This window comes from Sphingomonas sp. JC676, from assembly GCF_014489075.1.
GTDB lineage: Bacteria > Pseudomonadota > Alphaproteobacteria > Sphingomonadales > Sphingomonadaceae > Sphingomonas.
In genome coordinates, this window is record NZ_JACTGR010000001.1 from 1,028,496 (window position 1) to 1,053,299 (window position 24,804).

Annotated in this window: 23 protein-coding genes; 15 read left to right on the forward strand and 8 right to left on the reverse strand. The window is 66.1% G+C overall.

Annotated features, from left to right (window positions below; all coding sequences use genetic code 11):
* Positions 1-6: 6 nt before the first annotated feature.
* The 4 genes from IAG41_RS04850 to IAG41_RS04865 are packed head-to-tail and all read left to right on the forward strand — an operon-like array spanning position 7 to position 5,600.
* Positions 7-1,299 carry a heavy-metal-associated domain-containing protein gene (locus IAG41_RS04850; RefSeq protein WP_262408446.1) on the forward strand — a complete coding sequence of 431 codons (1,293 nt, stop codon included), beginning with the start codon at positions 7-9 and terminating at the stop codon, positions 1,297-1,299.
* Positions 1,296-1,913, forward strand: coding sequence for a DnaA ATPase domain-containing protein (locus IAG41_RS04855; RefSeq protein WP_187727407.1), 618 nt, complete (start codon positions 1,296-1,298; stop codon positions 1,911-1,913). Before IAG41_RS04850 ends, IAG41_RS04855 begins: the two co-directional genes overlap by 4 nt.
* Positions 1,910-4,093, forward strand: a complete 2,184-nt coding sequence (locus IAG41_RS04860) for an RNA degradosome polyphosphate kinase (protein ID WP_187727408.1) — start codon at positions 1,910-1,912, stop codon at positions 4,091-4,093. Before IAG41_RS04855 ends, IAG41_RS04860 begins: the two co-directional genes overlap by 4 nt.
* Positions 4,094-4,097: 4 nt before the next feature.
* Positions 4,098-5,600, forward strand: coding sequence for a Ppx/GppA family phosphatase (locus IAG41_RS04865; protein ID WP_187727409.1), 1,503 nt, complete (start codon positions 4,098-4,100; stop codon positions 5,598-5,600).
* Here the strand turns inward: IAG41_RS04865 and IAG41_RS04870 are convergent.
* Genes IAG41_RS04870 through IAG41_RS04885 form a run of 4 tightly spaced genes read right to left on the reverse strand, consistent with a single transcriptional unit; the run spans position 5,597 to position 8,114 of the window.
* Positions 5,597-5,884 (reverse strand): I78 family peptidase inhibitor, encoded by a 288-nt coding sequence (locus tag IAG41_RS04870; RefSeq protein WP_187727410.1) that lies wholly within the window; start codon positions 5,882-5,884, stop codon positions 5,597-5,599. The two genes, IAG41_RS04865 and IAG41_RS04870, sit on opposite strands and share 4 nt — an antisense overlap.
* On the reverse strand, positions 5,881-7,053 hold the full coding sequence (gene rnd, locus IAG41_RS04875; RefSeq protein ID WP_187727411.1) for a ribonuclease D: 1,173 nt from the start codon (positions 7,051-7,053) through the stop codon (positions 5,881-5,883). The genes IAG41_RS04870 and rnd overlap by 4 nt, the downstream gene beginning before the upstream one ends.
* A 48-nt stretch (positions 7,054-7,101) precedes the next feature.
* Positions 7,102-7,746 carry a hypothetical protein gene (locus tag IAG41_RS04880; RefSeq protein ID WP_187727412.1) on the reverse strand — a complete coding sequence of 215 codons (645 nt, stop codon included), beginning with the start codon at positions 7,744-7,746 and terminating at the stop codon, positions 7,102-7,104.
* Positions 7,743-8,114 (reverse strand): hypothetical protein, encoded by a 372-nt coding sequence (locus tag IAG41_RS04885; RefSeq protein WP_187727413.1) that lies wholly within the window; start codon positions 8,112-8,114, stop codon positions 7,743-7,745. Before IAG41_RS04885 ends, IAG41_RS04880 begins: the two co-directional genes overlap by 4 nt.
* Positions 8,115-8,245: 131 nt before the next feature.
* Between IAG41_RS04885 and aspS the strand changes: the two genes are divergently transcribed.
* Positions 8,246-10,039 carry an aspartate--tRNA ligase gene (gene aspS, locus IAG41_RS04890; RefSeq protein ID WP_187727414.1) on the forward strand — a complete coding sequence of 598 codons (1,794 nt, stop codon included), beginning with the start codon at positions 8,246-8,248 and terminating at the stop codon, positions 10,037-10,039.
* Between the two features lie 41 nt (positions 10,040-10,080).
* Here the strand turns inward: aspS and IAG41_RS04895 are convergent, their stop codons facing one another.
* Positions 10,081-10,641, reverse strand: a complete 561-nt coding sequence (locus tag IAG41_RS04895; protein ID WP_187727415.1) for a PEP-CTERM sorting domain-containing protein — start codon at positions 10,639-10,641, stop codon at positions 10,081-10,083.
* Positions 10,642-10,933: 292 nt separating this feature from the next.
* On the opposite strand from IAG41_RS04895, the gene IAG41_RS04900 reads away from it, so the two are divergent.
* Positions 10,934-11,704 carry a polyphosphate kinase 2 family protein gene (locus IAG41_RS04900; RefSeq protein WP_187727416.1) on the forward strand — a complete coding sequence of 257 codons (771 nt, stop codon included), beginning with the start codon at positions 10,934-10,936 and terminating at the stop codon, positions 11,702-11,704.
* 116 nt (positions 11,705-11,820) lie between these two features.
* Positions 11,821-12,144, forward strand: a complete 324-nt coding sequence (locus tag IAG41_RS04905; protein ID WP_187727417.1) for a hypothetical protein — start codon at positions 11,821-11,823, stop codon at positions 12,142-12,144.
* A gap of 7 nt (positions 12,145-12,151) precedes the next feature.
* On the opposite strand, the gene IAG41_RS04910 is transcribed toward IAG41_RS04905, so the two are convergent.
* A complete protein-coding gene (locus IAG41_RS04910; RefSeq protein WP_187727418.1) occupies positions 12,152-12,781 on the reverse strand; it encodes a carbonic anhydrase in 630 nt (209 codons plus the stop codon).
* A gap of 357 nt (positions 12,782-13,138) precedes the next feature.
* On the opposite strand from IAG41_RS04910, the gene IAG41_RS23105 reads away from it, so the two are divergent.
* The 3 genes from IAG41_RS23105 (at position 13,139) to IAG41_RS04925 (ending at position 15,386) form a co-directional block, all read left to right on the forward strand.
* Complete coding sequence (locus IAG41_RS23105; RefSeq protein ID WP_262408448.1) at positions 13,139-13,825, forward strand: PEPxxWA-CTERM sorting domain-containing protein; 687 nt, start codon at positions 13,139-13,141, stop codon at positions 13,823-13,825.
* Between the two features lie 128 nt (positions 13,826-13,953).
* On the forward strand, positions 13,954-14,886 hold the full coding sequence (lipA, locus tag IAG41_RS04920) for a lipoyl synthase (RefSeq protein WP_187727419.1): 933 nt from the start codon (positions 13,954-13,956) through the stop codon (positions 14,884-14,886).
* The gene (locus tag IAG41_RS04925) at positions 14,886-15,386 is read left to right on the forward strand and encodes a type II toxin-antitoxin system RatA family toxin (protein WP_187727420.1); all 501 of its coding nucleotides are present in this window, start codon (positions 14,886-14,888) and stop codon (positions 15,384-15,386) included. Before lipA ends, IAG41_RS04925 begins: the two co-directional genes overlap by 1 nt.
* Here IAG41_RS04925 and IAG41_RS04930 read toward each other — a convergent pair.
* Both IAG41_RS04930 and IAG41_RS04935 read right to left on the reverse strand, forming a co-directional pair.
* A complete protein-coding gene (locus tag IAG41_RS04930) occupies positions 15,308-15,847 on the reverse strand; it encodes a CinA family protein (RefSeq protein ID WP_187727421.1) in 540 nt (179 codons plus the stop codon). The genes IAG41_RS04925 and IAG41_RS04930 overlap by 79 nt on opposite strands.
* Before the next feature lie 40 nt (positions 15,848-15,887).
* On the reverse strand, positions 15,888-17,036 hold the full coding sequence (locus IAG41_RS04935; RefSeq protein ID WP_187727422.1) for a bifunctional 2-C-methyl-D-erythritol 4-phosphate cytidylyltransferase/2-C-methyl-D-erythritol 2,4-cyclodiphosphate synthase: 1,149 nt from the start codon (positions 17,034-17,036) through the stop codon (positions 15,888-15,890).
* 521 nt (positions 17,037-17,557) lie between these two features.
* Here IAG41_RS04935 and dusB point away from each other — a divergent pair.
* From dusB to IAG41_RS04960, 5 genes are all read left to right on the forward strand, one after another.
* A complete protein-coding gene (gene dusB / locus IAG41_RS04940) occupies positions 17,558-18,556 on the forward strand; it encodes a tRNA dihydrouridine synthase DusB (protein WP_187727423.1) in 999 nt (332 codons plus the stop codon).
* Positions 18,532-19,650 (forward strand): two-component system sensor histidine kinase NtrB, encoded by a 1,119-nt coding sequence (locus IAG41_RS04945; RefSeq protein WP_187727424.1) that lies wholly within the window; start codon positions 18,532-18,534, stop codon positions 19,648-19,650. Before dusB ends, IAG41_RS04945 begins: the two co-directional genes overlap by 25 nt.
* Entirely contained in the window at positions 19,647-21,092 is a 1,446-nt protein-coding gene (gene ntrC / locus IAG41_RS04950) for a nitrogen regulation protein NR(I) (RefSeq protein WP_187727425.1), read from the forward strand. Before IAG41_RS04945 ends, ntrC begins: the two co-directional genes overlap by 4 nt.
* A gap of 129 nt (positions 21,093-21,221) precedes the next feature.
* Complete coding sequence (locus IAG41_RS04955; protein ID WP_262408449.1) at positions 21,222-23,411, forward strand: sensor histidine kinase NtrY-like; 2,190 nt, start codon at positions 21,222-21,224, stop codon at positions 23,409-23,411.
* Complete coding sequence (locus IAG41_RS04960; protein ID WP_187727426.1) at positions 23,408-24,787, forward strand: sigma-54-dependent transcriptional regulator; 1,380 nt, start codon at positions 23,408-23,410, stop codon at positions 24,785-24,787. Before IAG41_RS04955 ends, IAG41_RS04960 begins: the two co-directional genes overlap by 4 nt.
* The last annotated feature ends 17 nt before the right edge of the window (positions 24,788-24,804 follow it).

The following is a 24,804-nucleotide window of genomic DNA, read 5'->3' on the forward strand; positions in this document are numbered from 1 at the left end:
CCCCGCATGCAGTTCCGCCGCCCATTCCTCGCCATTGCTATCACATCGCTGCTCGCCCTTGGCGGAGTCGCCGGGGTGATGGCGCAAGCGCCGGGCAACGGCGCCAGCGCAGTACCCATCGACGCGTCGGGCAGCTTCGAGGTTTCGGGCGTAACCGTCGACGTCAGCGGCAAGGATGCCGACACCGCGCGGCTGGGCGGCTGGCGCATCGCACAGCGCAAGGGCTGGGCGATTCTCGCCCGGCGGCTCACCGGCAAGGAATCGAGCCTGTCCGATTCGACGCTCGATTCGCTCGTCACCGGCATCGTCGTCGAGCGCGAGCAGATCGGGCCGAAACGTTATATCGCCAAACTGGGCGTGCTGTTTGATCGCAATCGCGCGGGACAGATGCTCGGCGTCTCGGTCGCGCTCACCCGCTCGCCGCCAATGCTTCTGGTACCGCTGCAATTTTCGGGAGGCGCTGGCCAGGTATTCGAGCGGGAGACCGCCTGGTCGCGGGCGTGGAACCGCTTCCGCGCCGGCGGCAGCACGATCGACTATGTGCGGCTGCGCGGGACCGGCCCCGATTCGCTGCTGATCAATGCCGGGCAGACGCTGCGACGCGGGCGCAACTGGTGGCGCACCGTGCTCGACCAATATGGCGCGTCGGACGTGCTCGTCGCCGAGGTGCAGCTGCGCCGCGACTATCCGGGCGGGCCGATCGTCGGCATCTTCTCGGCGATGCACGGGCCCGATCGGCGGCCGGTGACCAGCTTCGCGCTGCGCGTCGACAATGGCGACGCGATCGACACTCTGCTCGACGCGGGTATCCAGCGGATGGACACGGCCTATCAGCAGGCGCTGTCGAGCGGCGCGCTGCGCACCGATTCGCTGCTCGCCACGCGGCCGCCTTCGCCCGAGGCTGCGGAAGAGGCCACCGCCGAGGAAGCCATGCCCACGCCGACACCCACGGCAGAGGCCGCGGCGACGACGAACCTGACCGTGCAGATCGATACGCCGACCGCGGCATCGCTCACCGCGTCTGAATCGGCGGTACGCGGCATGCCGGGCATGCGCTCGGCCAACACGACCAGCCTGGCGCTGGGCGGAATCTCGGTGATGCGCGTTTCCTATGACGGATCGCAGGCCAGCCTGCGCGCGGCGCTGGAGGCGCGCGGGTGGAGTGTGCAGGAGGGACCCGGCGTCCTTCGTATCCGGAGAGGCGGGCCGGCACCTGCCGCGACGCCATCGCCCCAGGCGACGGCAACGCCAAGAAGCGGCCCGACCCCCCGGGCAACGGCGACGCCCCGAGGCCAATGACCCAGCAGCTACGCCTGCCACTCGGCCTGCCCGAGGCGAGCGAGACGGAGTTCCTGGTCGGTGAATCGAACCTGCGCGCGGTCCAACAGCTCGAACGCTGGGCGACCTGGCCGGTGATGGCGGCCCTGCTCGTCGGTCCGCGCAAATCGGGGCGGAGCCTGCTCGCGCGGATCTTCGCGGCCAAGACCGGCGCGACGATCATCGACGATGCTGAACGGATGCGTGAGGCGGATATCTTTCACGCCTGGAACCAGGCGCAGGCCGATCACCGCCCACTGCTGATCGTCGCCGATGCGGCGCCTCCGGCCTGGGTGGTGCGGCTTCCCGATCTGCGCTCGCGGCTGGCGGCATCGCCGCTGCTCGAGATCGGGCCGCCCGACGATTCGCTCATCCCGCAATTGCTGGAGCGTGCATTCGCGCGGCATCTGCTGCATGCGAAGCCCGATGTGATCGCGTGGATCGCCAAGCGAGTCGAACGCAGCCATATCGCAGTGCTGCGGGTGGCGGACGCCCTCGAAACCGAAGGCACCCAACGCTTGTCGATCCCGACGGTGCGCGCCACATTGGAGGCTGCAAGCCTTTTGACGCAATCGGACGCTAGCGAGATCGAATGACCAAGGCTGCCACCGCACCACGACAATTGCAGGATACGCCGCGCACCGCGCCGGCGGATGCCCGCCAGCGCTTCTTCAACCGCGAGCTTTCGTGGCTCGCCTTCAACCGCCGCGTGATGGAGGAGGCGCTCAATCCCGCGCACCCCTTGCTCGAGCGGCTACGCTTCCTGTCGATCTCGGGGAGCAATTTCGACGAGTTCTTCATGGTCCGCGTCGCGGGCCTGATGGGACAGCAGCTCCAGAATATCGAAGCGCATTCGGCCGACGGGCTGACCCCGGCGCAACAGCTTGCCGCGATCTCGGCCGAGGCGGAGATATTGGCGGACAGCCAGCAGGGCGTCTGGATCGACATCCGCGCGGAACTGGCCGAAACCAGCATCACCGTGCTCGAGCCCGACGCGATCGAGGGCGAGACCGAGGAGTGGCTCGCCAACCATTTCCGCGAGCAGATCTTCCCGATCCTGACTCCGCAGGCGCTCGACCCCGCGCATCCCTTCCCGTTCATCCCCAACCAGGGTTCGAGCGTGATTTTCAACCTGGTCCGTCGTTCGGACCGCGAGCCGATCCGCGAGCTGGTGCTGCTGCCGACGACGATGAAGCGTTTCGTCCGGCTGCCGGGCGAGCCCGCGCGCTATGTGACCGTCGAGACGATGCTCAAGCATTTCTCGCCAGTGCTGTTCCCTGGTTATGACGTACTCGGATCGGCCGCGTTCCGGGTGCTGCGCGACAGCGACATCGAGATCGAGGAAGAGGCAGAGGATCTGGTCCTGACCTTCCGCTCCGCGATCAAGCGGCGCCGGCGGGGCAGGGTGATCCGTCTCGAGATGGAAGACGGCATCGACCCCGAACTGGAGGCGGTACTCAAGGAAGAGCTGGGCGGCAGCGAGGCACTGCTGACCGAGACCGGCGGCTTCCTTGGCGTGGGCGATCTGGCGACCCTGGTCGAGGAGGATCGGCCCGACCTGAAGTTCCCGCCTTATTCGGCGCGTTTCCCGGAGCGGATCCGCGAATATGGCGGCGATTGCTTCGCGGCGATCAAGGCCAAGGACATCGTCGTCCACCACCCGTACGAGAGCTTCGATGTCGTGCTCTCGTTCCTGGGCCAGGCCGCAGCCGACCCGGACGTGGTCGCAATCAAGCAGACGCTTTATCGCGCAGGCAAGCAGCCGGCGGTGATCAACGCGCTGATCGCGGCGGCCGAGGCCGGCAAGTCGGTGACGGCGGTGGTCGAGCTCAAGGCGCGGTTCGACGAGGAGCAGAACCTCTATTGGGCGACTGCGCTGGAGCGCGCCGGCGTGCAGGTCGTCTATGGCTTCATCGACTGGAAGACCCATGCCAAGGTCTCGATGGTGGTGCGGCGCGAAGGCAATGGCTTCCGCACCTACTGCCATTTCGGCACGGGCAATTATCACCCGATCACCGCGCGCATCTATACCGATCTGAGCTTCTTCACCGCCGATCCGCGGATCGGCCGTGATGCCGCGCAGATCTTCAACTACGTCACCGGCTATGTCGAGCCGCATGGGCTGGAGCTGCTCGGCATCTCCCCGCGCGACCTGCGCAACCGCCTGGTCGAGCTGATCGACGAGGAGATCGCGCATGCCCAGGCGGGCCGCCCGGGCGCGATCTGGGCCAAGATGAACTCGGTCGTCGATCCGGCGATCATCGAGAAGCTCTACGAGGCGAGCAATGCGGGAGTGGAGGTCGACATGATCATCCGCGGCATCTGCTGCCTACGCCCCGGCGTGCCCGGCATGTCCGAGAATATCCGCGTCAAGTCGATCGTCGGGCGCTTCCTCGAGCACAGCCGCATCTGGGCATTCGGCAACGGCAAGGGGCTGCCGAGCGACGGCGCCAAGCTCTACATTTCCTCGGCCGACTGGATGCCGCGCAATTTCGACCGCCGCGTCGAGTTCATGCTGCCGATCCTCAACAAGACGGTGCACGACCAGATCCTCGACCAGGTGATGGTCGCCAATCTGCTAGACAACGAGCAGAGCTGGGCGCTCCAGTCCGACGGCCGCTACCTCCGCATCGAGCCGACCGACGGGGCGTTCAACCTGCACCGCTATTTCATGACCAACCCTTCGCTTTCGGGCCGCGGCGCCGCGCTCGAATCGCGCAAGCCGGTGCCGAAACTATCGCTTCGCCGGCGACGTTCTCCCAAGAAGGAGAATTGACGCGGTGGCTACGACCCTTTTCCTCCGCAAGCCACGGCAGGACAGTGCGCCGGTCACGCCGCGCATCGCGATCATCGATATCGGCTCCAACTCGGTGCGTCTGGTCGTCTATGAAGGCGCGGCGCGGCTGCCGGCGATCCTGTTCAACGAAAAGGTAATGGCCGGGCTCGGCCGCGGGCTGAGCGAGACCGGCACGATCGAGGCGGCGAGCCTCGCGATGGCGCGGGCGGCGCTCGCCCGGTTCGCGCTGCTGGCCCGCGAGATGCAGGTGACCGAGCTGCGGACGGTGGCGACCGCTGCGGTGCGCGATGCCTCCAACGGCTCTGAGTTGATCGATGCCGCCGAGGCGCTGGGCCTCGACGTGGAACTGCTCTCGGGCGAGGAAGAGGCGACCGCTTCGGGCATGGGCGTGCTTTCGGGCATCCCCGATGCCGACGGGATCGTCGGCGATCTGGGCGGCGGCTCGCTCGAGCTGGTGCGCGTGGTGGCGGGCACCGTTACCGGCCGCGTGTCGTTCCCGCTCGGCGTACTGCGGCTCGAAGCAATCCGCGCCCAGGGCAAGGGCGCGCTCGATCGGCAGGTGGGCAAGCTGATCGACGAGGCGGGCTGGAGAGGGCGGGGCAAGGATCTGCCCTTCTATCTGGTCGGCGGGTCGTGGCGCTCGCTCGCCAAGCTCGACATGCACCTGTCGGGCTATCCGCTGCCGATCATCCATCAATACCCGCTCTCGGTGGAGCGTGTCGCCGAGCTGGGGCGGATGCTGGGCCTGGTCTCCAAGTCCGAACTCAAGTCGATCCCCGATCTCTCCAGCGCGCGCGTGCCGACCTTGGGCAACGCGACTGCATTGCTGGGGAGCGTGCTCAAGCATCTCGGCAGCAACGGCACGGTGGTTTCGGCGTACGGCTTGCGCGAGGGGCTGTTGTTCCAGCGCCTGTCGATCCAGCAGCGGCAGGAGGATCCGCTGATCGTTGCGGCGCGCGACGAAGGCCAGCGGCTGGGCCGCTTCGCCGAGCATGGCGACCTGCTCGACGCATGGGTTACGCCATTGTTCGACGACGATACGGAAGAGCTTGCCCGGCTGCGCCATGCGGCATGCCTGCTCGCCGATGTCGGCTGGCGCGCGAACCCGGAATTCCGGGCCGAGCGCGGCATGGAGATTGGCCTGCACGGCAATTGGGTGGGCGTGGATTCGACCGGCCGCGCGATCATCGCCCAGGCGCTGTTCACGTCGCTGGGCGGGACGATGGAGACGCCCGAACCGCTCAGCCGGCTTGCCGGACCCGAGGCGCTGCACCGCGCCAAATTGTGGGGACTCGCGATGCGGCTCGGCCAGCGGTTGAGCGGCGGCGTCGCGGCACCGCTCAAACGCTCGCATGTCCGGCTCGACGAGGATGAGCTGGCCCTGTGTCTCGAGCCGATCGACGAGGCGCTGTATGGCGAAGCGGTGGAGAAGCGCCACAAGGCGCTCGCCGCCGCGTTCAGCAGGACGCCGGTGCTCGAGGCTTAGCCGCAGCGCGCGCCGGTGATCCGGCCGCGTTTGTCGACATTGATGTTCAGCCGATCCGCGCGGAAATCCATCGTCATGACCGAGCCCGGCTCGAGCCAGCGGACGGTCCGCGCGCCGGAAACGCGCTTGGCGCGCATCTCGACCCGGGGCCCGCGCTGCTGGCCGACGAAACGGCCCAGGCCGTTGGCGTCGCACTGGACCCCCGGCGCGGGCATCTCGGGACGGCCGTCATGCGTGCAGCCGCCCGCTGCGAGCGCGATCAGCGGAATGGCGAAGCGGATCATGGCTGTTCCTCCGTTCGGGTCATCTTGAGCTTGCCGTTGCGGACGGTAAAGCCCAGTTCACCCTCGACCAGAGCCACTGCGTCGCGTCCGAACTGCTCGTAACGCCAGCCCTCGAGGATCGGCAATTTGTCGCGCTGGCCGGCGGCGAGCAACTCGAGATCCTCCGAGCGCGCGAGCAGGCGTGCCGCGACATTGATTTCCTTGGCGCGGATCTTGAGCAGCAGCTTGAGCAGATCCGCGACAAGCGCCCCGTCCTTGCCGAGCGAGGGCTTGCGATCGTCGCGCGGGGGCAGCTCGGCGCCCGACATCGGAGTCGCGGCTTCCAGCGCCGCCATCAGCCGCCCGCCGATATCGTTGCCGGCCCAGGCGGCGGATAGCCCGCGCACCCGGCCGAGATCGGCCTGTTTCTTGGGCGGCGTGCCGGCAAGATCGGCGAGCGTCTCGTCCTTGATGATGCGGCCGCGGGGCAGATCCTTGCCCTGCGCCTCGATCTCACGCCAGCGGGCGAGCGCCTTGAGGCGGCCGAGCACTTCGGGCTTGCGGCTGGAGACGCGGACGCGCTGCCAGGCCTGATCGGGATCGTTGCGGTAATTCTCCGGATCGGCGAGCCGCTCCATCTCCTGGTCGAGCCAGGCGCCACGCCCGGTCTTGCGGAGCTTGTCGAGCATCCGCGGGAAGATTTCGGAGAGATAGGTCACGTCGCAAATCGCATAGTCGATCTGGCGCTTGTCGAGCGGGCGGCGCGCCCAGTCGGTGAAGCGCGCGCCCTTGTCGACGGTGATGCCGAGATAGGTGTCGACCAGGTTCGAATAGCCGATCTGCTCGCCTTGCCCCAGCGCCATCGCGGCGACCTGGGTGTCGAACAGCGGATGCGGGGTCTTGCCGGTGAGATTGTAGACGATCTCGATATCCTGCCCGCCGGCATGGAATACCTTAAGCACGTCCTCGTTGTTCACCATCAGGTCGAGCAAGGGCTGCATGTCGATGCCGCCCATTGGATCGATCGCGGCGGCCTCTTCATCGTCGGCGATCTGGATCAGGCAGAGCTCGGGCCAATAGCTGTTTTCACGCATGAACTCGGTGTCCACGCAGATATAGGGCTTGGTGGCGAAGCGGGAGCAGAGATTGGCGAGGGCGGCAGAGTCCTCGATCAGGCCATGTATGTGCATCTAGGGCCCATAGACCGGTCTTCGGGCGGGAACAATTGCCGCCGCGCGCTAACGTGGATTGACGACTAGAAGCGGCGGGCGCGCCGCCGGAGGTCGTTCGGGCGGGTTGGCTCCCCAGGCGAACACACCGAAGCCGAGAATGGCCAGGACGCTGGTCCACCGCAGACGCGATACCAGCGCGTCGAACCGGCGGCGTACATGGACGAACTGCGCCATGCCCATGATTTGGGGCAGCCGCGTTTTCGCGTCGGCGAGCAACGCCTTGCTAGCGGCATCCTCATGCGTTTCCACCGCGGCGTCGATCCGAGCGGTCATCTCCGCCAGCGACGTGGTCTTTCCGACCAGCCGCCCTCGGAACAGATCCTCGATCCGGGTGCGCGTGGCAACGAGGTCCCCTTCCTTGTCGCCGGCTTCGGCGAGTTGGCGAAGGCTGAGCCGATCTACGCGAAGGACCGCGATCGCATATTCCATGATCAGACCCAGCGCGGCGAATCCGACCAGCGCTCCGGTCAGCGTGATCAAAAGGCGTGGAACATCTTCCGGGGAATCGAGCGACCCCAGCCGGGTCAGCGAGCTGCCGGCGAACACGCCGGCGGAGGTGGCGACAACTCCGCCCACAAGCCATTTAGCGGTCTCACGCAGGTTCGCCGACGCCGCTTCGGCCCCGTTCGATCCAGTGGGGCCGTCGCTCATTTTCCGCCACCGCTCAGATCGAACGCCAGCGTCGCATCCGGCAACACGCTCTCCACGCCATGCACCAGCCGCGCTACGTCATGGACGTCAAGCGCAGCTTGCGGAACGAAGCTCACAATCCTCGGATCGAGCTGGGTGGGATCGGCACGTACAACATTAAGTTGTTCCACGATTTTTACGATTCCGTCGGCCGCGAAAGGATCGGCGACATAGAAGGTATAAGGATCATCGGCCGGGTTTGAGGGAGACACCGGTGTAGGCGTGGAAGGCCAGTCGTCGTCGCTCAAATCGATTTCGATTATATCATTGCCGCATTTTATGCGGATGATTCCGTCAGGATCGGCTTTTGCTTTGATGCGGACCGTCATTTCCTGCCCCCTTCGATCGATACGACTCCAGTGATTTCCACGCGCCTCGCGGGATGTCATCATGTCCATCCCCGCTTGACAATAGGTCTGTGATTGGGTGTTGCCGGCTCTCCTCAGAAAAGTCGGAAGCCATGCACGCCTATCGTACCCATAATTGCGTAGAACTCCGTGCCGAACATGTCGGCCAGGAGGTTCGCCTGTCGGGCTGGGTGCATCGCAAGCGCGACCATGGCGACCTGGTCTTCATCGATCTGCGCGACCATTACGGCATCACCCAGATCGTCACCGACGTCAGCGGCCCGGCCTTCGCCGCCATCGAGTCGCTGCGCAGCGAGTCAGTGGTGACGGTGACCGGCAACGTCATTGCGCGCGATCCCGCCGCGGTGAACCCGAACTTGCCGACCGGCGCGATCGAAGTGCGCGCGGCGCAGGTCTCGGTCCAGTCGGCGGCGCACGAGCTGCCGATGCCGGTGTTCGGCGATGCCGAATATCCGGAGGAAATCCGCCTCCGCTACCGCTATCTCGATCTGCGCCGCGAGCGGCTCCACAAGAACATCCTGCTACGCTCGAACGTCATCGCGTCGCTGCGCCGCCGGATGATCGGCCAGGGCTTCACCGAGTTCCAGACACCGATCCTGACCGCATCCAGCCCCGAGGGCGCGCGCGACTATCTGGTGCCCAGCCGCGTCCATCCGGGCAGATTCTACGCGCTTCCGCAGGCGCCGCAGATGTTCAAGCAGCTGCTGATGGTCGCGGGCTTCGACAAATATTTCCAGATCGCGCCCTGCTTCCGCGACGAGGACGCGCGTGCCGATCGATCGCCGGGCGAATTCTACCAGCTCGATTTCGAGATGAGCTTCGTCACGCAAGACGATGTGTTCGCGGCGATCGAGCCTGTGCTCCACGGCGTGTTCGAGGAATTCGCCGACTGGGAAGGCAAGGGCCGCAGCGTCTCGCCGCTGCCGTTCAAGCGGATTCCCTATCGGGAATCGATGCTCAAGTACGGCAACGACAAGCCCGACCTGCGCAACCCGATCCTGATCACCGACGTCTCCGAGCACTTCAAGGGCTCGGGCTTCAGCCGCTTCGCCTCGATGGTCGAGGCGGGCGATGTGGTCCGCGCGATCCCGGCGCCCAACACACACGAGAAGAGCCGGAAATTCTTCGACGACATGAACGCCTGGGCGCAGTCTGAGGGGTTCCCCGGTCTCGGCTATGCGACGCAGAAGGACGGCGTGTTCGGCGGCCCGATCGCCAACAACCATGGCCAGGAGGGCATGAAGGCGATCGCCGATGCGCTCGGCCTGGGTCCGAACGACGGCATCTTCTTCGCCGCGGGCAAGGAAGCACAGGCGGCCAAGCTCGCCGGGCTGGCGCGCACCCGCGCAGGCGAGCAGCTCGAGCTGATCGATAGCGCGCGCTTCGAATTCTGCTGGATCGTCGATTTCCCGATGTTCGAGGCGGACGAGGATACCGGCAAGATCGATTTCAGCCACAACCCCTTCAGCATGCCGCAGGGCGAGCTTGAGGCGCTGGAGAGCAAGAACCCGCTCGATATCCTGGCCTACCAGTACGACATCGTCTGCAACGGCGTGGAGCTGAGCTCGGGCGCGATCCGGAACCACCGTCCGGAGATCATGTACAAGGCGTTCGAGATCGCCGGCTACACCCAGCACGAAGTCGACACCAACTTCGCGGGCATGATCAACGCCTTCAAGTTCGGTGCCCCGCCGCACGGCGGCTCGGCGCCGGGCGTCGACCGCATCGTGATGCTGCTGGCCGACGAGCCGAACATCCGCGAGGTCATCACCTTCCCGATGACCCAGAAGGCCGAGGACCTGATGATGCAGGCGCCCTCGTTCGTGAACGACAAGCAGCTCAAGGAGCTGCACATCCGGCTGGCGCCGGGCGTCACCCCACAATAAGGACCTTCCGTGCCCGGCATTGACCGGGCACGGACGTCCTCTCAGGCGTGCTGGAGCACGGCGCGGTCGCGGCGCATCCGCATCGCGCCGCCGAGTCCGCCGACGCCGATCAGCAACATGCCCCAGCTCGCCGGCTCGGGCACGCCCGAAGCGAAGTTGACGACGATCTTGTCGCCCGCGTTGAACTTCGCGCCCGCGAAATTGATCGCCAGGCGATTGCCGGTGTTGCTCACGCGGTTTGCAGCGATACCGGTGATCGAGTCGATGTCGGTGAACAACCCGCCATTCTGCTGATCGAAGACGATGCCGTTGAACGCATAGGTCGAGAACAGCGCGTTGGTCAGGAAGGTGAAGGTCGCCGAACGATCGCTGAAATCGACCAGAAAGCGGATCGCGGAGAGCTGGGCCTCGCCCTCGACCCCGTTGCCGACGGTGAAGATGTTGCCCGGGGTCGAAAAGCCGAAGGCGAACGGCGCATTCTCGTTGGGCAGCCGCCAGCCGGCCTTGATCGTCTGGCCGAGCAGGGTCGCGGCATCGGCCGGGATGGTGGAGAGGGCGAAGGCGAGCATTGCCGCCGACGCTTTCAGGAATTTGGACTTCATATGCGCTCCTCTTGGGGCAGCAGGCGGATGCGCGCGCCACATCGCGTCGCTGCGGAAGACGGGCATGACCAGTCGCCCGCGCCCGATACGATCGAGACGGCATCCCCCTGCCAGGTTTTCAGATGGTGACGACGCACCCCCGCCGACCGGTGCTGATTAAGATTATCGTTACGCTATCGTCAATTAGCGCACGTTTCTCTCGTCGCACCTTCGTCGCACTCTCGTCGCCATTGCCCATGGCGGACGCGCCGTGCGAGAGAGGCCGCAGGGAGGAGGCTGCAAGGAGACGGTAATGGCGATTGATCTCGGCGACTATGAAGATGGCGCGCATTTCGACGGCGACTATGACGAGGCGCTCGCCAAGCTACAGAAGCGGCTGAGCCACATCCAGACCGCGCACATCGTCCACCGGCGCCGCGCAGTGATCCTGTTCGAGGGTTGGGACGCGGCGGGGAAGGGCGGGGTCATCAAGCGCCTCACCGGCGAATGGGACCCGCGCTATTTCGAGGTCTGGCCGATCTCCGCTCCGACCGACGAGGAAAAGGCGCATCATTTTCTCTGGCGGTTCTGGCGACGGCTCCCCGCGCAGCACAGCATCGCGGTATTCGACCGCAGTTGGTACGGTCGCGTGCTGGTCGAGCGGGTCGAGGGCTTTGCCAGCGAGGCCGAGTGGAAGCGCGGCTATGCTGAGATCAACGATTTCGAGAAGCAGCAGGCGGGGACCGCCACCACCCTGGTCAAGGTCTTCCTCCATGTGACGCAGGAGACGCAGGACAAGCGCCTGCGCGACCGGCTGGAGCATCCATGGAAGCGCTGGAAGACCGGGCTCGAGGATTATCGCAACCGGGCGAAGCGCGCCGACTATCTCGATGCGATGCATGACATGTTCCGCGAGACCGATACCAAGACCGCGCCCTGGATCGTGATCGACGGCAACGACAAGAAGGCGGCGCGCATCGCCGCACTGACCGCGATCGCCGATCGGCTGGAGCAGCATGTGCCGATGGAGGCGCCTCCGCTGGACCCCGAGGTAGAGAAGGCCGCGCGCAAGGCGCTCGGCTGACTTTTCGCAGTTTCGTCGTGCCGGACGACGCATCGGCAGCATCTTCGTAGCAGCGCGATTGTCGTGCGGGCGGCGCCGGGTCTTTGCTTCAGCCAAGCAAGGACCAGGAGCAAGTCATGCGGACACAGATTTTTCGCGGCGCGCTAGTGCTGTCGGTTCCGGCGACGCAAGCCGCCCGGCGCGATCTTCCAAGCGGTGCGGCCGCACGCGCGGTCGATGCACTGATCGCTGCCGCGGCGGATGACCGTCGTCTGCGCGAGGTGCTTGGCGCCGAGCGTCCCCGCCTGGTGGCGATCCGCAGCCGCGCGCTGCTCGCCGCCGCGCTCAGCGAACTGCTCGGACGCACCGATAGCAATCCGCTCGTCGCGGCGACGGACCCTCGCTTTCCGATGGGCGCCCCCTATATGGCGCCGCTAACCAGCGTGCGGAACGCCGCCTGACACCAGTTCAGGCCGGGCCGAAGTTCCCCGCCTCGTCCATGACGTGGAGCAGGCCGTCGGCGATGGCGAAATAGGCGCCGTGCAGCCTGAGCTTGCCCTCAGCCTCGCGCTCCGGGATGCAGGGGAAGGTGCGCAGATTGGCGAGCGAGACGCGCACCGTCTCGAGTTCGAGCGCATGCACCGCCTCGGGGCCGGTCCCGAGCTCGGCGACGATGCGATCGCGTGCCTCGTCGAGCATGTCGACCCAATGCGCGATGAAGCCGCCCGCGCCCGGCGGCTTGCCCTCGAAGCGGCGCGACAGCGCGGCGCTGACGCCGCCGCACGCGCCATGCCCCAATACGATGATATCGCTGACCTCGAGCTGGGTGACCGCGAATTCGAGCGCAGCCGACACGCCGTGGCGCTGCCCGTCGAGCTCGAATGGCGGCACGAGATTGGCGACGTTGCGCACCACGAAGATCTCGCCCGGCGAGGTATCGAATATCTGCGCGGGATCGACCCGGCTGTCCGAGCAGGCGATCACCATCGCACGGGGGCTCTGCCCCTCGGATAGTTCGGCCCAGCGCGCGCGCTGCGAGCTCCAGCCGGTTTCGCGGAAGCGGTGATAGCCGGAGAGAAGTGTGTCGAAGCCTGCCATGCGGGCGAATTAGCCGCAGGCCGATCGCTTGTCACGCCGGCCGGGCGCACCGGGACAAGAATCCGGACTATCGACCCATGGCAAGAAAACATGCGTCAAATCGAGACTTTATCCTCGATGAAATCTTTATGGATGTTTAAAAATGTATTAAACAATGCAGTATTGCCGGGCTTATCCTTCGTTGTCATTGATTCGTCATGACTACTTCGCGGGCTTTGTCACGACCTGTTCTTACATATGCGGTGATAGATTCTTTCTATCGTCACATGTGAGACAATAAAAATAAAACACTGAATCTGGTCGCAAAAAGCCACTGCCTTTTGGGCAGTTCGAATTAAGTTAACGAGGGGACTTCACATGAAACTTGCTATTGCTCTTGCGGGCACGCTGCTTGCCGTGGCTGCTGCGGCTCCGGCGAGCGCCCAGTCGCTCAACTTCGCCGGCCTGAATGGCGACGCCCAGGAACTCGTCCTGGAATATTATAATGGCGGCACCGGCAGCCTCGGCTCGGGTCCCGGCGCCAACTATGGCATCAGCTTCTCGAACAACGCGATCGCATGCAGCGTCCAGCCGGGCGGTTCATGCAATTCGGGAGGCCTGCCGACGGGCGGCAACCTGCTGTTCTTCCTCACCGGCGCAGCATCGACGATGAACGTCGCGGGCGGCTTCAACACCGGCTTCTCGTTCTTCTACAGCGCGGTCAACAACCCCGCGTTCGTCAACGTTTATTCGGGCCTGAACGGCACCGGCACGCTGCTGGCGACGCTCAACCTTCCCGTGACGCCCAGCATGCCGGGTGATCCGGCTTGCGGCGGCGGCGGCTTCTGCCCGTTCGTGCCGATCGGCGTATCCTTCGCAGGTACCGCCCTTTCGGTCGATTTCGGCGGTTCGGCCAACCAGGTCGCCTTCGCCGCGATCACGATCAACTCGGCAACGCCGGGTGGCGTGCCTGAGCCGGCAGCCTGGGGCATGCTGATCGGCGGCTTCGGCCTGGCCGGTGCCGCGATGCGCACGCGCCGTACCAAGGTTGCCTTCGCAGCCTGAATGGCTCCCTTCGGGGATAGGAAAAGGGGCGGGGTCGGCAATGCCGGCTCCGCCTCTTTCGTTTTCGGGCATCGCGGTTGCGCATGCAGGGCTGGCGAAACGCGCCGCGCGCCTCTATCTGCCCCCTTATGAACGATCTGACTCCGCTCCCGCGGCCGGAACGCCAGCGCAAGCCCGACTGGATCCGCGTCAAGGCGCCAACCTCTGCCGGCTTCGCCGCCACGCGCGAGCTGATGCGCTCGAAAAGCCTTACCACGGTGTGCGAGGAAGCGGCCTGTCCGAATATCGGCGAGTGCTGGTCGAAGAAGCACGCGACGGTGATGATCCTGGGCGACACGTGCACGCGCGCCTGCGCCTTCTGCAACGTCAAGACGGGCATGCCGCGCGCCGTCGATCCGATGGAGCCTAACAATGTCGCCGATGCCGCGGCGCAGATGGGCCTCCAGCATATCGTCGTCACCTCGGTCGACCGAGACGATCTGCCCGATGGCGGCGCCAAGCAGTTCGTCAAGGTGATCGAGGCGATCCGCAAGTCGAACCCGACCACGACGATCGAGATCCTCACCCCCGATTTCCGCAACAAGCACGAGGCGGCGGTCGAGATGATCGTCGCGGCACGGCCAGACGTCTACAACCACAATCTCGAGACCGTCCCGAGGCTCTATCCGACGATCCGCCCGGGCGCGCGCTATTATGCCTCGATCCGGTTGCTCGAGACGGTCAAGAAGCTCGATCCGTCGATCTTCACCAAGTCGGGCATCATGCTGGGGCTGGGCGAGCAACGGCTCGAAGTGCACCAGGTGATGGACGACATGCGCTCGGCCGACATCGATTTCCTGACAATGGGCCAGTATCTCCAGCCGACCCCACGCCACGCCAAGGTCGAGGAGTTCGTGCCTCCCGCAGGCTTCCAGGCCTATGGCGCGATCGCCCGCGCGAAGGGCTTCCTGCTGGTCGCCTCGTCGCCGCTGACGCGGTCGAGCTATCACGCCGGCGACGATTTCGCGAAGATGCGCGAGGCCCGCGCGGCCAAGCTGGCCAAGGCCGCCGTCACCGCCTGATGCCCAAGCATTTCGAGACGCGGCATCTGCCTTATACCCCCGAACAGATGTTCGATCTGGTGGCGGACGTCGCGCGCTACCCCGAATTCCTGCCCTGGGTGGGCGCGATCCGGGTGCGCTCGAACAGCGACACCGCGATGGTCGCCGACATGATCGTCGGCTTCAAGGGGCTGCGCGAGACCTTCACCTCGAAGGTCGAGAAGGTACGGCCCGAGCATATCCGCGTCGATTATCTCGAGGGCCCCCTCAAACACCTCAACAATGACTGGAAGTTCCGGCCGGACGGCAAGGGCGGCTGCCTGGTCGATTTCTGTGTCGATTTCGCCTTCAAGAACCGCGTGTTCGAGATGCTGGCCGGCCAGGTGTTCGATCGCGCGCTCAGGAAGATGATCGGCGCGTTCGAGGAGCGCGCCGCGAAGCTCTACGCCGATTCCTCGACCGCATCGTCCGACGAGGGCGCGCCCGGCATCAGCAGTTCGAGCGCGCACAGAGCCGCCTGAAGGCGCACGCCGCCGCGACCGTTATTCTCCAGCAGCCGCGCGTCCGCCACGATGTGCTGCGGATCGGCGCCACGCTCGGCCTGGGCGAACACCACCGTGCCGACCGGCTTCTTCTCGCTGCCGCCGTCCGGGCCGGCGATGCCGGTGATCGCGACCGCGATATCGGCCTGGGTGTTGTGGAGCGCACCCTGCGCCATGCTCCAGGCAACGGCGATCGATACCGAGCCGAAGGTCTCCAGAACGTCGGTGCTGACCTTGAGCACGTCGTGCTTGGCTTCGTTCGAATAGGTGACGAACCCGGCCTCGAACACGTCGGAGGAGCCGGGGATTTCGGTGAGTGCCGCGCTGACCAGCCCGCCGGTGCAGCTTTCGGCCACCGCGATGCGGCGGCCCGCGGCGCGATTGGCGTCGAGCACCTTGCGGGCTGCCTCGATCAGTACAGACGGGAGAATCGTGTCCATGGTGGAGGGGCGTTTGCCACCGTCGTGTTAACGAAGCGAGTCAGTTCGTTTCCGGCATTCGCACGGTGGCTATCGCCTGCGCCGCCATGCCTTCGCCGCGGCCGGTGAAGCCCAGGCGTTCGGTCGTGGTCGCCTTTACGCTGATGCGGCTCTCGGGAAGGCCGAGAATGCCTGCGACGCTGGCGCGGATCGCCTCGCGGTGCGGCCCGATCTTGGGGGCCTCGCAGATCAGGGTGAGGTCGATGAAGTCGATCGCGCCACCCTGCGCGGCGAGCAGCGAGGCGGCATGTTCGAGGAAGCGCGCCGATGCGGCGCCGCGCCATTTCGGATCGCTCGGTGGGAAATGCATGCCGATATCGCCCGCGCCGATCGTGCCGAGCAGGGCATCGGTGATCGCGTGGAGCGCGACATCGGCGTCGCTATGGCCTGAGAGCCCCTTGGAGTGCGGTATGCGGATGCCGCCGAGCCACAGCTCCTCGCCCTCGGCGAAACGGTGGACGTCGAAGCCCTGGGCGGTACGGACGCGCAGCGACGCCGCATGGCGCGCCTCGGCGGCGGCGAAGTCGGCGCGGTGCGTGATCTTCTCGAGCATCGGGTCTCCGGGGACGATCACGACGTCATGGCCCAGGGCGCGGACCATCTGCGCGTCGTCGGTGGCCTCGCGATCCTCGGGCCAGGCGCGATGCGCTGCGAGGATCGTCGCATAGCGGAAGGCTTGCGGTGTCTGGATCCGCAACAAGCCGTCGCGGGGCATGGTCTCGCCCAGCGTGTCGGCACCGCGCGCCAGCGTATCGGCGACCGGAAGGGCGGGGAGGGCACCTTCATGCTCGTCAAGCGCGCGGCAGAGCGCGTCGATCACGGTGGGGTTGAGGAAGGGTCGCGCGGCATCGTGGATCAGCACCCGGTCGAACCCGTCCAGCGCTTCCAGGCCGTTGCGTACGGACTCGCGCCGGCTGCTTCCACCGATCACAAAGCGCACCGGACCAAGCGCGGCTTCGAGCGCCGCTTCCTGGCCTTCGCCGATCACGACAAGAACCTCGTGGATGGCCGGATGCGCGGCCAGCGCGGCATGGCTGTGCGCCAGCATCGGCTTGCCGGCGAGCGCGGCGAACTGCTTGGGAACCGAGCCACCCGCACGGGTGCCGCTGCCAGCGGCGACGAGGAGCGCGGCGGTTCTCGGCTTGGTCATCATGCGCGCGTACCGCAACTGAGGGAGCCAGGGTAGGGCCCCGCGCGCTCTTTCGTCCCGTCACACTCCGTCCTTCGTCATCCCGGCGAAAGCCGGGATCCAGAGTCACGAGCGGTGCCTTGCTTGGCTCTGGGCCCCGGCTTTCGCCGGGGTGACGGGGGAAATGGAGGGCTGGACTTGTAGGAAATGCCCCATCACCCTTTTCTCGTCACCCAATGGATGACCCCGCTCTTTGACAAGGTAGAAGCAATAGTCAGCGCATGTTTTCGGGCATGATATCAATCATATCCTGACGCCTGGCGCGAACCGGTGCCAACTTCGGCGGATGGTCCGTCCGCTGGCGCTACGCCGACTCCGCGGAAAAGCCGGGCACTCCCTTCACCTTGGATGAATGTGGACGGCCGTCGCGACACAAGCCGCCCGCAACCATCGCCAACTTCGGCGTCGGGACTGTAAACTCTCCCAGCTTGCCAATCGCCGCTTGTGAAGCTAGGCGCCATTGCCTATTTTTCAGGCAGATCATGACTATACTCGCCCCCATCCAGATCGGTCCGGTGCGGATCGACGAGCCGGTGCTGCTCGCGCCCATGACGGGCGTGACCGACCTGCCGTTTCGTCGCGTCGTGCGGCGCTATGGTTCGGGCCTCAACGTCACCGAGATGGTCGCGAGCCAGGCCGCCATTCGCGAAACCCGCCAGTCGATGCAGAAATTCGCCTGGGATCCGATCGAGGATCCGGTCTCGATGCAGCTGGTCGGCTGCACACCCCATGAAATGGGCGAGGCGGCGAAGCTGAGCGAAGAGCGCGGCGCCGCGATCGTCGACATCAACATGGGCTGCCCGGTTCGCAAGGTGACGAGCGGCGATGCCGGATCGGCGCTGATGCGCGACCTCAAGGTTGCCGCGGCGTTGATCGAAGCGTGCGTCAAGGCGGTCAAGGTGCCAGTCACCGTCAAGATGCGGATGGGCTGGGACCATGACAGCCTCAACGCTCCCGAGCTTGCGCGCATCGCGCAGGATCTCGGCGCCCAGATGATCACGGTGCATGGCCGCACCCGCAACCAGATGTACAAGGGCTCCGCCGACTGGGCGTTCATCGCCCGCGTCAAGGAAGCCGTCTCGATCCCGGTGATCGCCAATGGCGACATCTGCACGATCGACGACGCGCGCGAGGCGCTGCGCCAGTCGGGTGCCGATGGCGTCATGATCGGCCGCGGCGCTTATGGTCGGCCCTGGATCCTCAAGCAGATGATGGACGGGCTGAGCGGCAAGGGCGAACGTCCCGATCCGTCGCTCGAAGACCAATATCGTGTAATTACAGAGCATTATATTGACACTCTCACCCATTATGGGAACGAGGTTGGCGTCAACATGATGCGCAAGCATATCGGTTGGTACACCAAGGGCATCCACGGCTCGGCCGAGTTCCGCAACAAGGTGAACCAGCAGGCCGACCCCAGGGTCGTGCTCGACATGCTCGCCGAATTCTACGCGCCATGGCTTTCCCGCGCGGCGGCCTGACCGCCGCCTTGCGGCGCGCCAAGACTGAGGCAATCACCGGCCCCGGTTTTGTCGAGCTGTTTGGCGCGCTGCCGGTCGCGGTGCTGGTGATCGATCCTGATGGGCGTATTGCCCGGGCGAACGCGGCTTGCGAAATTCTGCTGAACCATAGCGAAAAGACGATGGTCGGGCAGCCCTATGACGCGGTGCTCTCTCCACCCGCCGACTATGCCGAGCGGCGTGACGGCCATGGCTTCGCCGCCTTCGATACCGAGATCGAGGCGGTCCGCGGACCGCGCATTCGCGTCGATTTCGTCGAAACCCTGGTCGCCGATCATCCCGGCTGGCGCATCGTGACGCTGCACCACGCCCCGCAGTCGCGCCGTATCGCGCAAGGCGCTGACCGCACCGCGGGCGCGCGTGCCGCGGTGGGCGCAGCGGCGATGCTAGCGCACGAGATCAAGAACCCGCTTTCGGGCATCCGCGGTGCCGCCCAGCTGCTCGGCAGTGGCAGCGGTGAGAGCGAGGCCGAACTGACCGAGCTCATCACCACCGAGGTCGACCGCATCGTCGCACTGATCGACCGGATGCAGGATTTCACCGACACGCGGCCGCTCAAGCTGGCGCCGACCAATGTCTATCCCTTGCTCGACCATGCCCGGCGCGTGGCGCTGGCGGGGTTTGCGCGCGGCATGGTTATCGAGGAAAGGTTCGATCCCTCGCTGCCGCCCGTCCTGGTCGATCCGGACGCGTTCCTCCAGGTGCTGCTCAACCTGCTCAAGAACGCCGCCGAAGCGCTTTCAGGGCTGGCCCAGCCGCGCATCACGCTCTCGACCGCCTATCGCCACGGCATGTCGATCAGCACCTCCCCCGGGCGCCCGCGCCAGCCGCTGCCGATCGAGATACTCGTTGTCGACAACGGCCCGGGTGCCCCTCAGGACATCGCCGAGCACCTGTTCGAGCCGTTCGTCTCGGGTAAGCCAGAGGGGCAGGGGCTGGGGCTCCCGCTGGTCGAGAAGCTGGTCCGCGACATGGGTGGCATCGTTCAATATGCGCGCGAGCGCGAACCGGAGGTCACGGTGTTCCGCATTCTGCTCCCCAGGGCCAGCGCATGAACGCGCCCGGTTCGGTGCTGGTCGTCGACGACGACAGCGCGATCCGCACGGTCGTTGCCGCCGCGCTCAAGCGCGAGGGGCATCGCGTGATCACCGCCGCCAGCGTCGCGGAGCTGCGGCGCGCTCTGCTGAATGGCCTCCCGGACGTGCTGGTGACCGATGTGGTGCTGCCCGACGGCAACGGGCTCGATCTCGTCGCCTCGCTGATGGCCGAGCATCCGGCGCTGCCGGTGATCATCTTCTCGGCGCAGAACACGCTGGCGACGGCGGTGCGCGCGACCGAGGTGGGCGCGTTCGACTATCTGCCTAAGCCGTTCGATCTCGACGTGCTGGCCCAGGCGGTGCGCGGCGCGATGGCGAAGGGGCGTCGCCAGCCCATGGATCAGCCCGAGGCGGATGTCGGCGCGGGCACGTCGCTGATCGGCCGCTCTCCGGCGATGCAGGAAGTCTATCGCGTGATCGCGCGGGTCGTCTCGAACGACCTGACCGTGCTGATCTCCGGCGAATCGGGCACCGGCAAGGAGCTGGTCGCCAGCGCGATCCACGAACTGGGGCCGCGCCGCCGCGCGCCGTTCGTGGCGCTCAACATGGCCGCGATCCCGCGCGAGCTGATCGAGGCGGAGCTGTTCGGGCACGAGCGCGGCGCCTTTACCGGCGCCGCGGCGCGGGTGGCGGGCAAGTTCGAACAGGCGACGGGGGGCACTTTGTTCCTCGACGAGATCGGCGACATGCCGATGGACGCGCAGACGCGGCTGCTGCGCGTGCTGCAATCGGGCGAATTCACCACCGTGGGCGGTGCTCGGACGATCCGCGCGGACGTGCGCATCGTCGCCGCGACCAACAAGGATCTGAGCCAGCTCGTCCAGGCCGGCCAGTTCCGCGAGGATCTCTTCTACCGCCTCAACGTCGTGCCGGTGGCGCTGCCGGCGCTGCGCGAGCGGCGCCAGGATGTGGCACTGCTGGCGCGCCATTTCCTCGATCGCGCCGCCGAGGACGGACTACCCCGCAAGCAGCTTGATCGCGACGCGGTCGCGGTGCTCGAGGCGTTCGACTGGCCAGGCAATGTCCGCCAGCTCGAGAATCTGATGCGGCGGATCGCGGCGCTTTCGCGCGACGAGTGGATCGATGCCGCGACGATCCGCCGGGCGCTTGGCGAGACCAATGCCGCCATGCCCGCGGTCGGCGATGCGGGGATCGAGGCCGCGGTGCGCGCGCGACTCGAGCGGATCGCGATCGAGGAACCCGCAGCGCTCGACGACGGCACGCTCTACGACCGCATCATTGGCGAGGTGGAGCGCCCGCTGATCGAGGCGATGCTGGCACGGCACCAGCACAACCAGCTCCGCGCCGCGCGCGCGCTCGGCATCAACCGCAATACGCTGCGCAAGCGGCTCGATACGCTGGGGATCGATCTGGGCAGCCGCCAGGACGACGTCGAATAGCGACAAATTGACACATATTATGTGTTTTCTGGGCAACAATTGCGTTGTATTCCAGCAACGATGGATGCCGTTTCCGAGCCGATTGCCGAATTGACGCCCCCTGGGCGCCGGTTTGGCGTCACGCCTGCGATGGAACTCGGCGTACTGGCGCTCGCCGTCGCGATCGCCATCGGCACTTATCTCCTGATCAGTGGGCGCGACTCGCCGGAGCGGCTGCTCACGCCGCCGCTGGTTGCGCTGCTGCTCGTTGCCAACCTACTCGCCTGCGGTGCGCTGATCGTGCTGCTCGGCCGGCGCGTGGCGAAGCGCAGGGCGGCGCGATCGCCCGCGGGCGGCGAGGGGCAACTGCATGTCCGGCTGGTGGCGATCTTCTCGACTCTGGCGAGCGTCCCCACGGTGCTGCTCGCGGTGATCGCGTCGCTACTGTTCCAATATGGGGCGGAATTCTGGTTCTCGCCACGGACGCGCGCGATGATCGACAATTCGCAGCAGCTCGCCAAAGAATCGTACACGCAGATGATGAGCTATGTCGACAACGAGAATGTCGCCATGGCCAACGACATGCGCCGCATGCTCCTCGAATATCGCTTGGAGCCAGACAGCACCCAATTCACCACGACCTTCGTGCAGGACGTCTACCAGCGCAGTCTTTCGAATGCCGTGTTGTTCACCGTGACTCCGAATGGCGAGATCCACACGATCGCGATCGTCAAGAATTCGGACCGCAATCCGATGCAGGACATCGAATTCAGCGATATCCGCAAGTTGCAGGGCACCTCGCAAAGTGTGGTCGGCACCAATGCGCAGCGCACCTATTCGCTGACCCGCGTGCTGGGGACCGACCTGCTCCTTTATGCCACCCGGGAGGTGGGCGCGAAGGAAATGTCCCAGCGCATGGACCGCGCGCGGGCGGTGCTGAGCGACTATGGCTCGCTGCTCAGCCGTACCCGATCGCTGCAGATCCGGTTCAACATCGCGTTGCTGGTGATCTCGCTGATCGTGATTGGCGTGGTGGTCTTCATTGCGATCACGGTCGCCGATCGTCTTGTGCGGCCGTTGAACGAGCTGGTCGCGGCGGCGCGGCAGGTCTCCGGCGGCGACCTTTCGGTGCGCGTGCCGGTGGCCAAATCGCGCGACGAGGTGGCGGCGCTCGGCAGCACCTTCAATTTCATGACCGCCCGCCTTGAAACGCAGAACAACGCCCTGGTCAGCGCCAACGCACAGATCGAGAGCCGCCGCGCGCTGATCGAGGCAGTGATGTCGGGCGTATCCGCGGGCGTCATCTCCACTGCAGGCGATCATACGGTGCGGCTGATGAACGCATCGGCGATGGCGCTGCTGCGGCGAAGCGACGAGGATCCGGCCGGCCGGCCGCTGGCGGAGATCGCGCCCGAACTCGATGCCTTGCTCGACGGCAGCGACCGCGAGGCGGTGGTGCAGATCACCACCAATGGCGAGGCACGCACACTGGCGGTCAAGATTACCTCGGACGAAGGGGGCAAGGTCCTCACCTTCGACGACATCACCCAGCAATTGCTCGACCAGCGCCGCGCCGCCTGGTCCGACGTGGCGCGGCGGATCGCGCACGAGATCAAGAACCCGCTGACGCCGATCCAGCTCGCCGCCGAGCGGCTCCAGCGGCGTTATGGCAAGCAGATCGACCCGAGCGACGGGGTGTTCGCGCGGCTGACCGACACGATCGTCCGCCAGGTGGGCGACCTGAGGCGGATGGTCGACGAATTCTCGTCCTTCGCGCGCATGCCGAAGCCGCTGTTCCGCCGCGAGTCGCTGATGGACATCGCGCGCCAGGCAATGTTCCTCCACGAGGTTGCGCACCCGGCGATCCGCTTTGAATTCAACGCGCCCGATCCCGCGCCGACGCTGATTTGCGACCGCCGCCAGATCGGCCAGGCACTGACCAACGTCATCAAGAACGCGGTCGAGGCGATCGAGGCGCGCGGGGAAGGGGAGGCGCTGCCGCACGGCGATGTCGTCATGACGATCGAGCCCGAAAGCGATCACCGCGTAGTACTCACCGTCGGCGACAATGGCGTGGGCCTGCCGATCGAGCGCGACCGTATCGTCGAGCCTTATATGACCACGCGCAGCCGCGGCACAGGGCTGGGCCTGGCGATCGTCAAGAAGATCATCGAGGAGCATTTCGGCACCATCGCCTTCGGGGACCGGCCCGGGGGCGGCACGCTGGTGACGATCTGCTTCGACACCCAGGCGCTCGACAACCTCGCCACCGATACCGCCGATCAAGACAGCAGCGACCCGCGGCCCGCGGCGCTTACACGAACCGGAAGTACATCATGAGCCTCGATATTCTGGTCGTCGACGACGAGCGCGACATTCGCGAGCTCGTCGCGGGAGTTCTCGAGGACGAGGGCTATGCCACCCGCGGCGCTGCCGACAGCACCGCGGCGCTGGAAGCCATCGCCGAGCGCCGTCCGAGCCTGGTGCTGCTCGACGTATGGCTCCAGGGATCGCGGCTCGACGGGCTGGAGCTGCTCGACGAGATCAAGCGGCGCGATTCGTCGATTCCGGTGCTGGTGATTTCCGGGCACGGCAATCTCGACACCGCGGTAGCGGCGATCCGGCGCGGTGCATCCGACTTCATCGAGAAGCCCTTTGAGGCCGAACGGCTGCTGCTGATGGTCGAGCGCGCGACCGAGACCGATCGCCTTCGCCAGGAAGTCAAGTCGCTCCGCGCCTCGGTGGGGCGCGAGAACGACCTGACCGGCAGCTCGGGCGCGATCAATTCGGTCCGCGCGACGCTCAAGCGCGTCGCCTCCACCGGTAGCCGTGTGCTGATCACCGGCGGCCCGGGTGTGGGCAAGGAAGTCGCGGCGCGGCTGCTCCACGGCTGGAGCCAGCGCACCACCGCGCCCTTCGTGATCGTCAGCGCTGCACGGATGACGCCCGAGCGTGTCGAGGAGGAGCTCTTCGGCGTCGAGGAGGGGGGCGACCTGGTCCGCACCGGGCTGCTCGAACAGGCGCATGGCGGCACCTTGTTTCTCGACGAGATCGCCGACATGCCGGTGGCGACCCAGGCGCGCATTTTGCGCGTGCTGACCGACCAGAGCTTCAGCCGGGTAGGGGGCACGCGCACCGTCAAGGTCGATGTCCGCGTCGTCTCCGCCACGGCGCGCGACTTGATGGCCGAGATCGCCGCGGGGCGCTTCCGCGAGGATCTTTACTACCGGCTCAACGTCGTCCCGGTGGCGATCCCGCCGCTGACCGACCGGCGAGAGGACATTCCCGTGCTCGTCGAGCATTTCGTCGCGCATTATGCCAGCGAGCGTCGCGTGCCGACGCCCGAGATCGCGCCCGACGCGATGGTCGCGCTGCAGAGCTACGAATGGCCGGGCAATGTCCGCCAGCTCCGCAACGTCGTCGAGCGCACCGTGATCCTGGCGCCGGGCGACCGGATCGGGCGGATCGACATCGATCTGCTACCCCCCGAGGTTCTGGGCCGGCAGAACGAGAGCGCGGGCGGCGTGGGATCGAACGCGATCATGGGATCGCCGCTCAAGGAGGCGCGGGAGAGCTTCGAGCGCGAATATCTGCGCGTCCAGATCCGCCGCTTCTCGGGCAACATCTCGCGCACTGCGAGCTTCATCGGGATGGAGCGCTCGGCTCTGCACCGCAAGCTCAAGCTGCTCGGTATCACCGACACGCGCGACGAATAGCCGGCGCTATGGACGGG

Coding starts and splice junctions, on each gene's coding strand:
- IAG41_RS04850 (WP_262408446.1), top strand. CDS start 7: ATGCAGTTCCGCCGCCCATTCCTCGCCATTGCTATCACATCGCTGCTC.
- IAG41_RS04855 (WP_187727407.1), top strand. CDS start 1,296: ATGACCCAGCAGCTACGCCTGCCACTCGGCCTGCCCGAGGCGAGCGAG.
- IAG41_RS04860 (WP_187727408.1), top strand. CDS start 1,910: ATGACCAAGGCTGCCACCGCACCACGACAATTGCAGGATACGCCGCGC.
- IAG41_RS04870 (WP_187727410.1), bottom strand. CDS start 5,884: ATGATCCGCTTCGCCATTCCGCTGATCGCGCTCGCAGCGGGCGGCTGC.
- rnd (WP_187727411.1), bottom strand. CDS start 7,053: ATGCACATACATGGCCTGATCGAGGACTCTGCCGCCCTCGCCAATCTC.
- IAG41_RS04880 (WP_187727412.1), bottom strand. CDS start 7,746: ATGAGCGACGGCCCCACTGGATCGAACGGGGCCGAAGCGGCGTCGGCG.
- IAG41_RS04885 (WP_187727413.1), bottom strand. CDS start 8,114: ATGACGGTCCGCATCAAAGCAAAAGCCGATCCTGACGGAATCATCCGC.
- aspS (WP_187727414.1), top strand. CDS start 8,246: ATGCACGCCTATCGTACCCATAATTGCGTAGAACTCCGTGCCGAACAT.
- IAG41_RS04895 (WP_187727415.1), bottom strand. CDS start 10,641: ATGAAGTCCAAATTCCTGAAAGCGTCGGCGGCAATGCTCGCCTTCGCC.
- IAG41_RS04900 (WP_187727416.1), top strand. CDS start 10,934: ATGGCGATTGATCTCGGCGACTATGAAGATGGCGCGCATTTCGACGGC.
- IAG41_RS04905 (WP_187727417.1), top strand. CDS start 11,821: ATGCGGACACAGATTTTTCGCGGCGCGCTAGTGCTGTCGGTTCCGGCG.
- IAG41_RS04910 (WP_187727418.1), bottom strand. CDS start 12,781: ATGGCAGGCTTCGACACACTTCTCTCCGGCTATCACCGCTTCCGCGAA.
- IAG41_RS23105 (WP_262408448.1), top strand. CDS start 13,139: ATGAAACTTGCTATTGCTCTTGCGGGCACGCTGCTTGCCGTGGCTGCT.
- lipA (WP_187727419.1), top strand. CDS start 13,954: ATGAACGATCTGACTCCGCTCCCGCGGCCGGAACGCCAGCGCAAGCCC.
- IAG41_RS04925 (WP_187727420.1), top strand. CDS start 14,886: ATGCCCAAGCATTTCGAGACGCGGCATCTGCCTTATACCCCCGAACAG.
- IAG41_RS04930 (WP_187727421.1), bottom strand. CDS start 15,847: ATGGACACGATTCTCCCGTCTGTACTGATCGAGGCAGCCCGCAAGGTG.
- IAG41_RS04935 (WP_187727422.1), bottom strand. CDS start 17,036: ATGACCAAGCCGAGAACCGCCGCGCTCCTCGTCGCCGCTGGCAGCGGC.
- dusB (WP_187727423.1), top strand. CDS start 17,558: ATGACTATACTCGCCCCCATCCAGATCGGTCCGGTGCGGATCGACGAG.
- IAG41_RS04945 (WP_187727424.1), top strand. CDS start 18,532: ATGGCTTTCCCGCGCGGCGGCCTGACCGCCGCCTTGCGGCGCGCCAAG.
- ntrC (WP_187727425.1), top strand. CDS start 19,647: ATGAACGCGCCCGGTTCGGTGCTGGTCGTCGACGACGACAGCGCGATC.
- IAG41_RS04955 (WP_262408449.1), top strand. CDS start 21,222: ATGGAACTCGGCGTACTGGCGCTCGCCGTCGCGATCGCCATCGGCACT.
- IAG41_RS04960 (WP_187727426.1), top strand. CDS start 23,408: ATGAGCCTCGATATTCTGGTCGTCGACGACGAGCGCGACATTCGCGAG.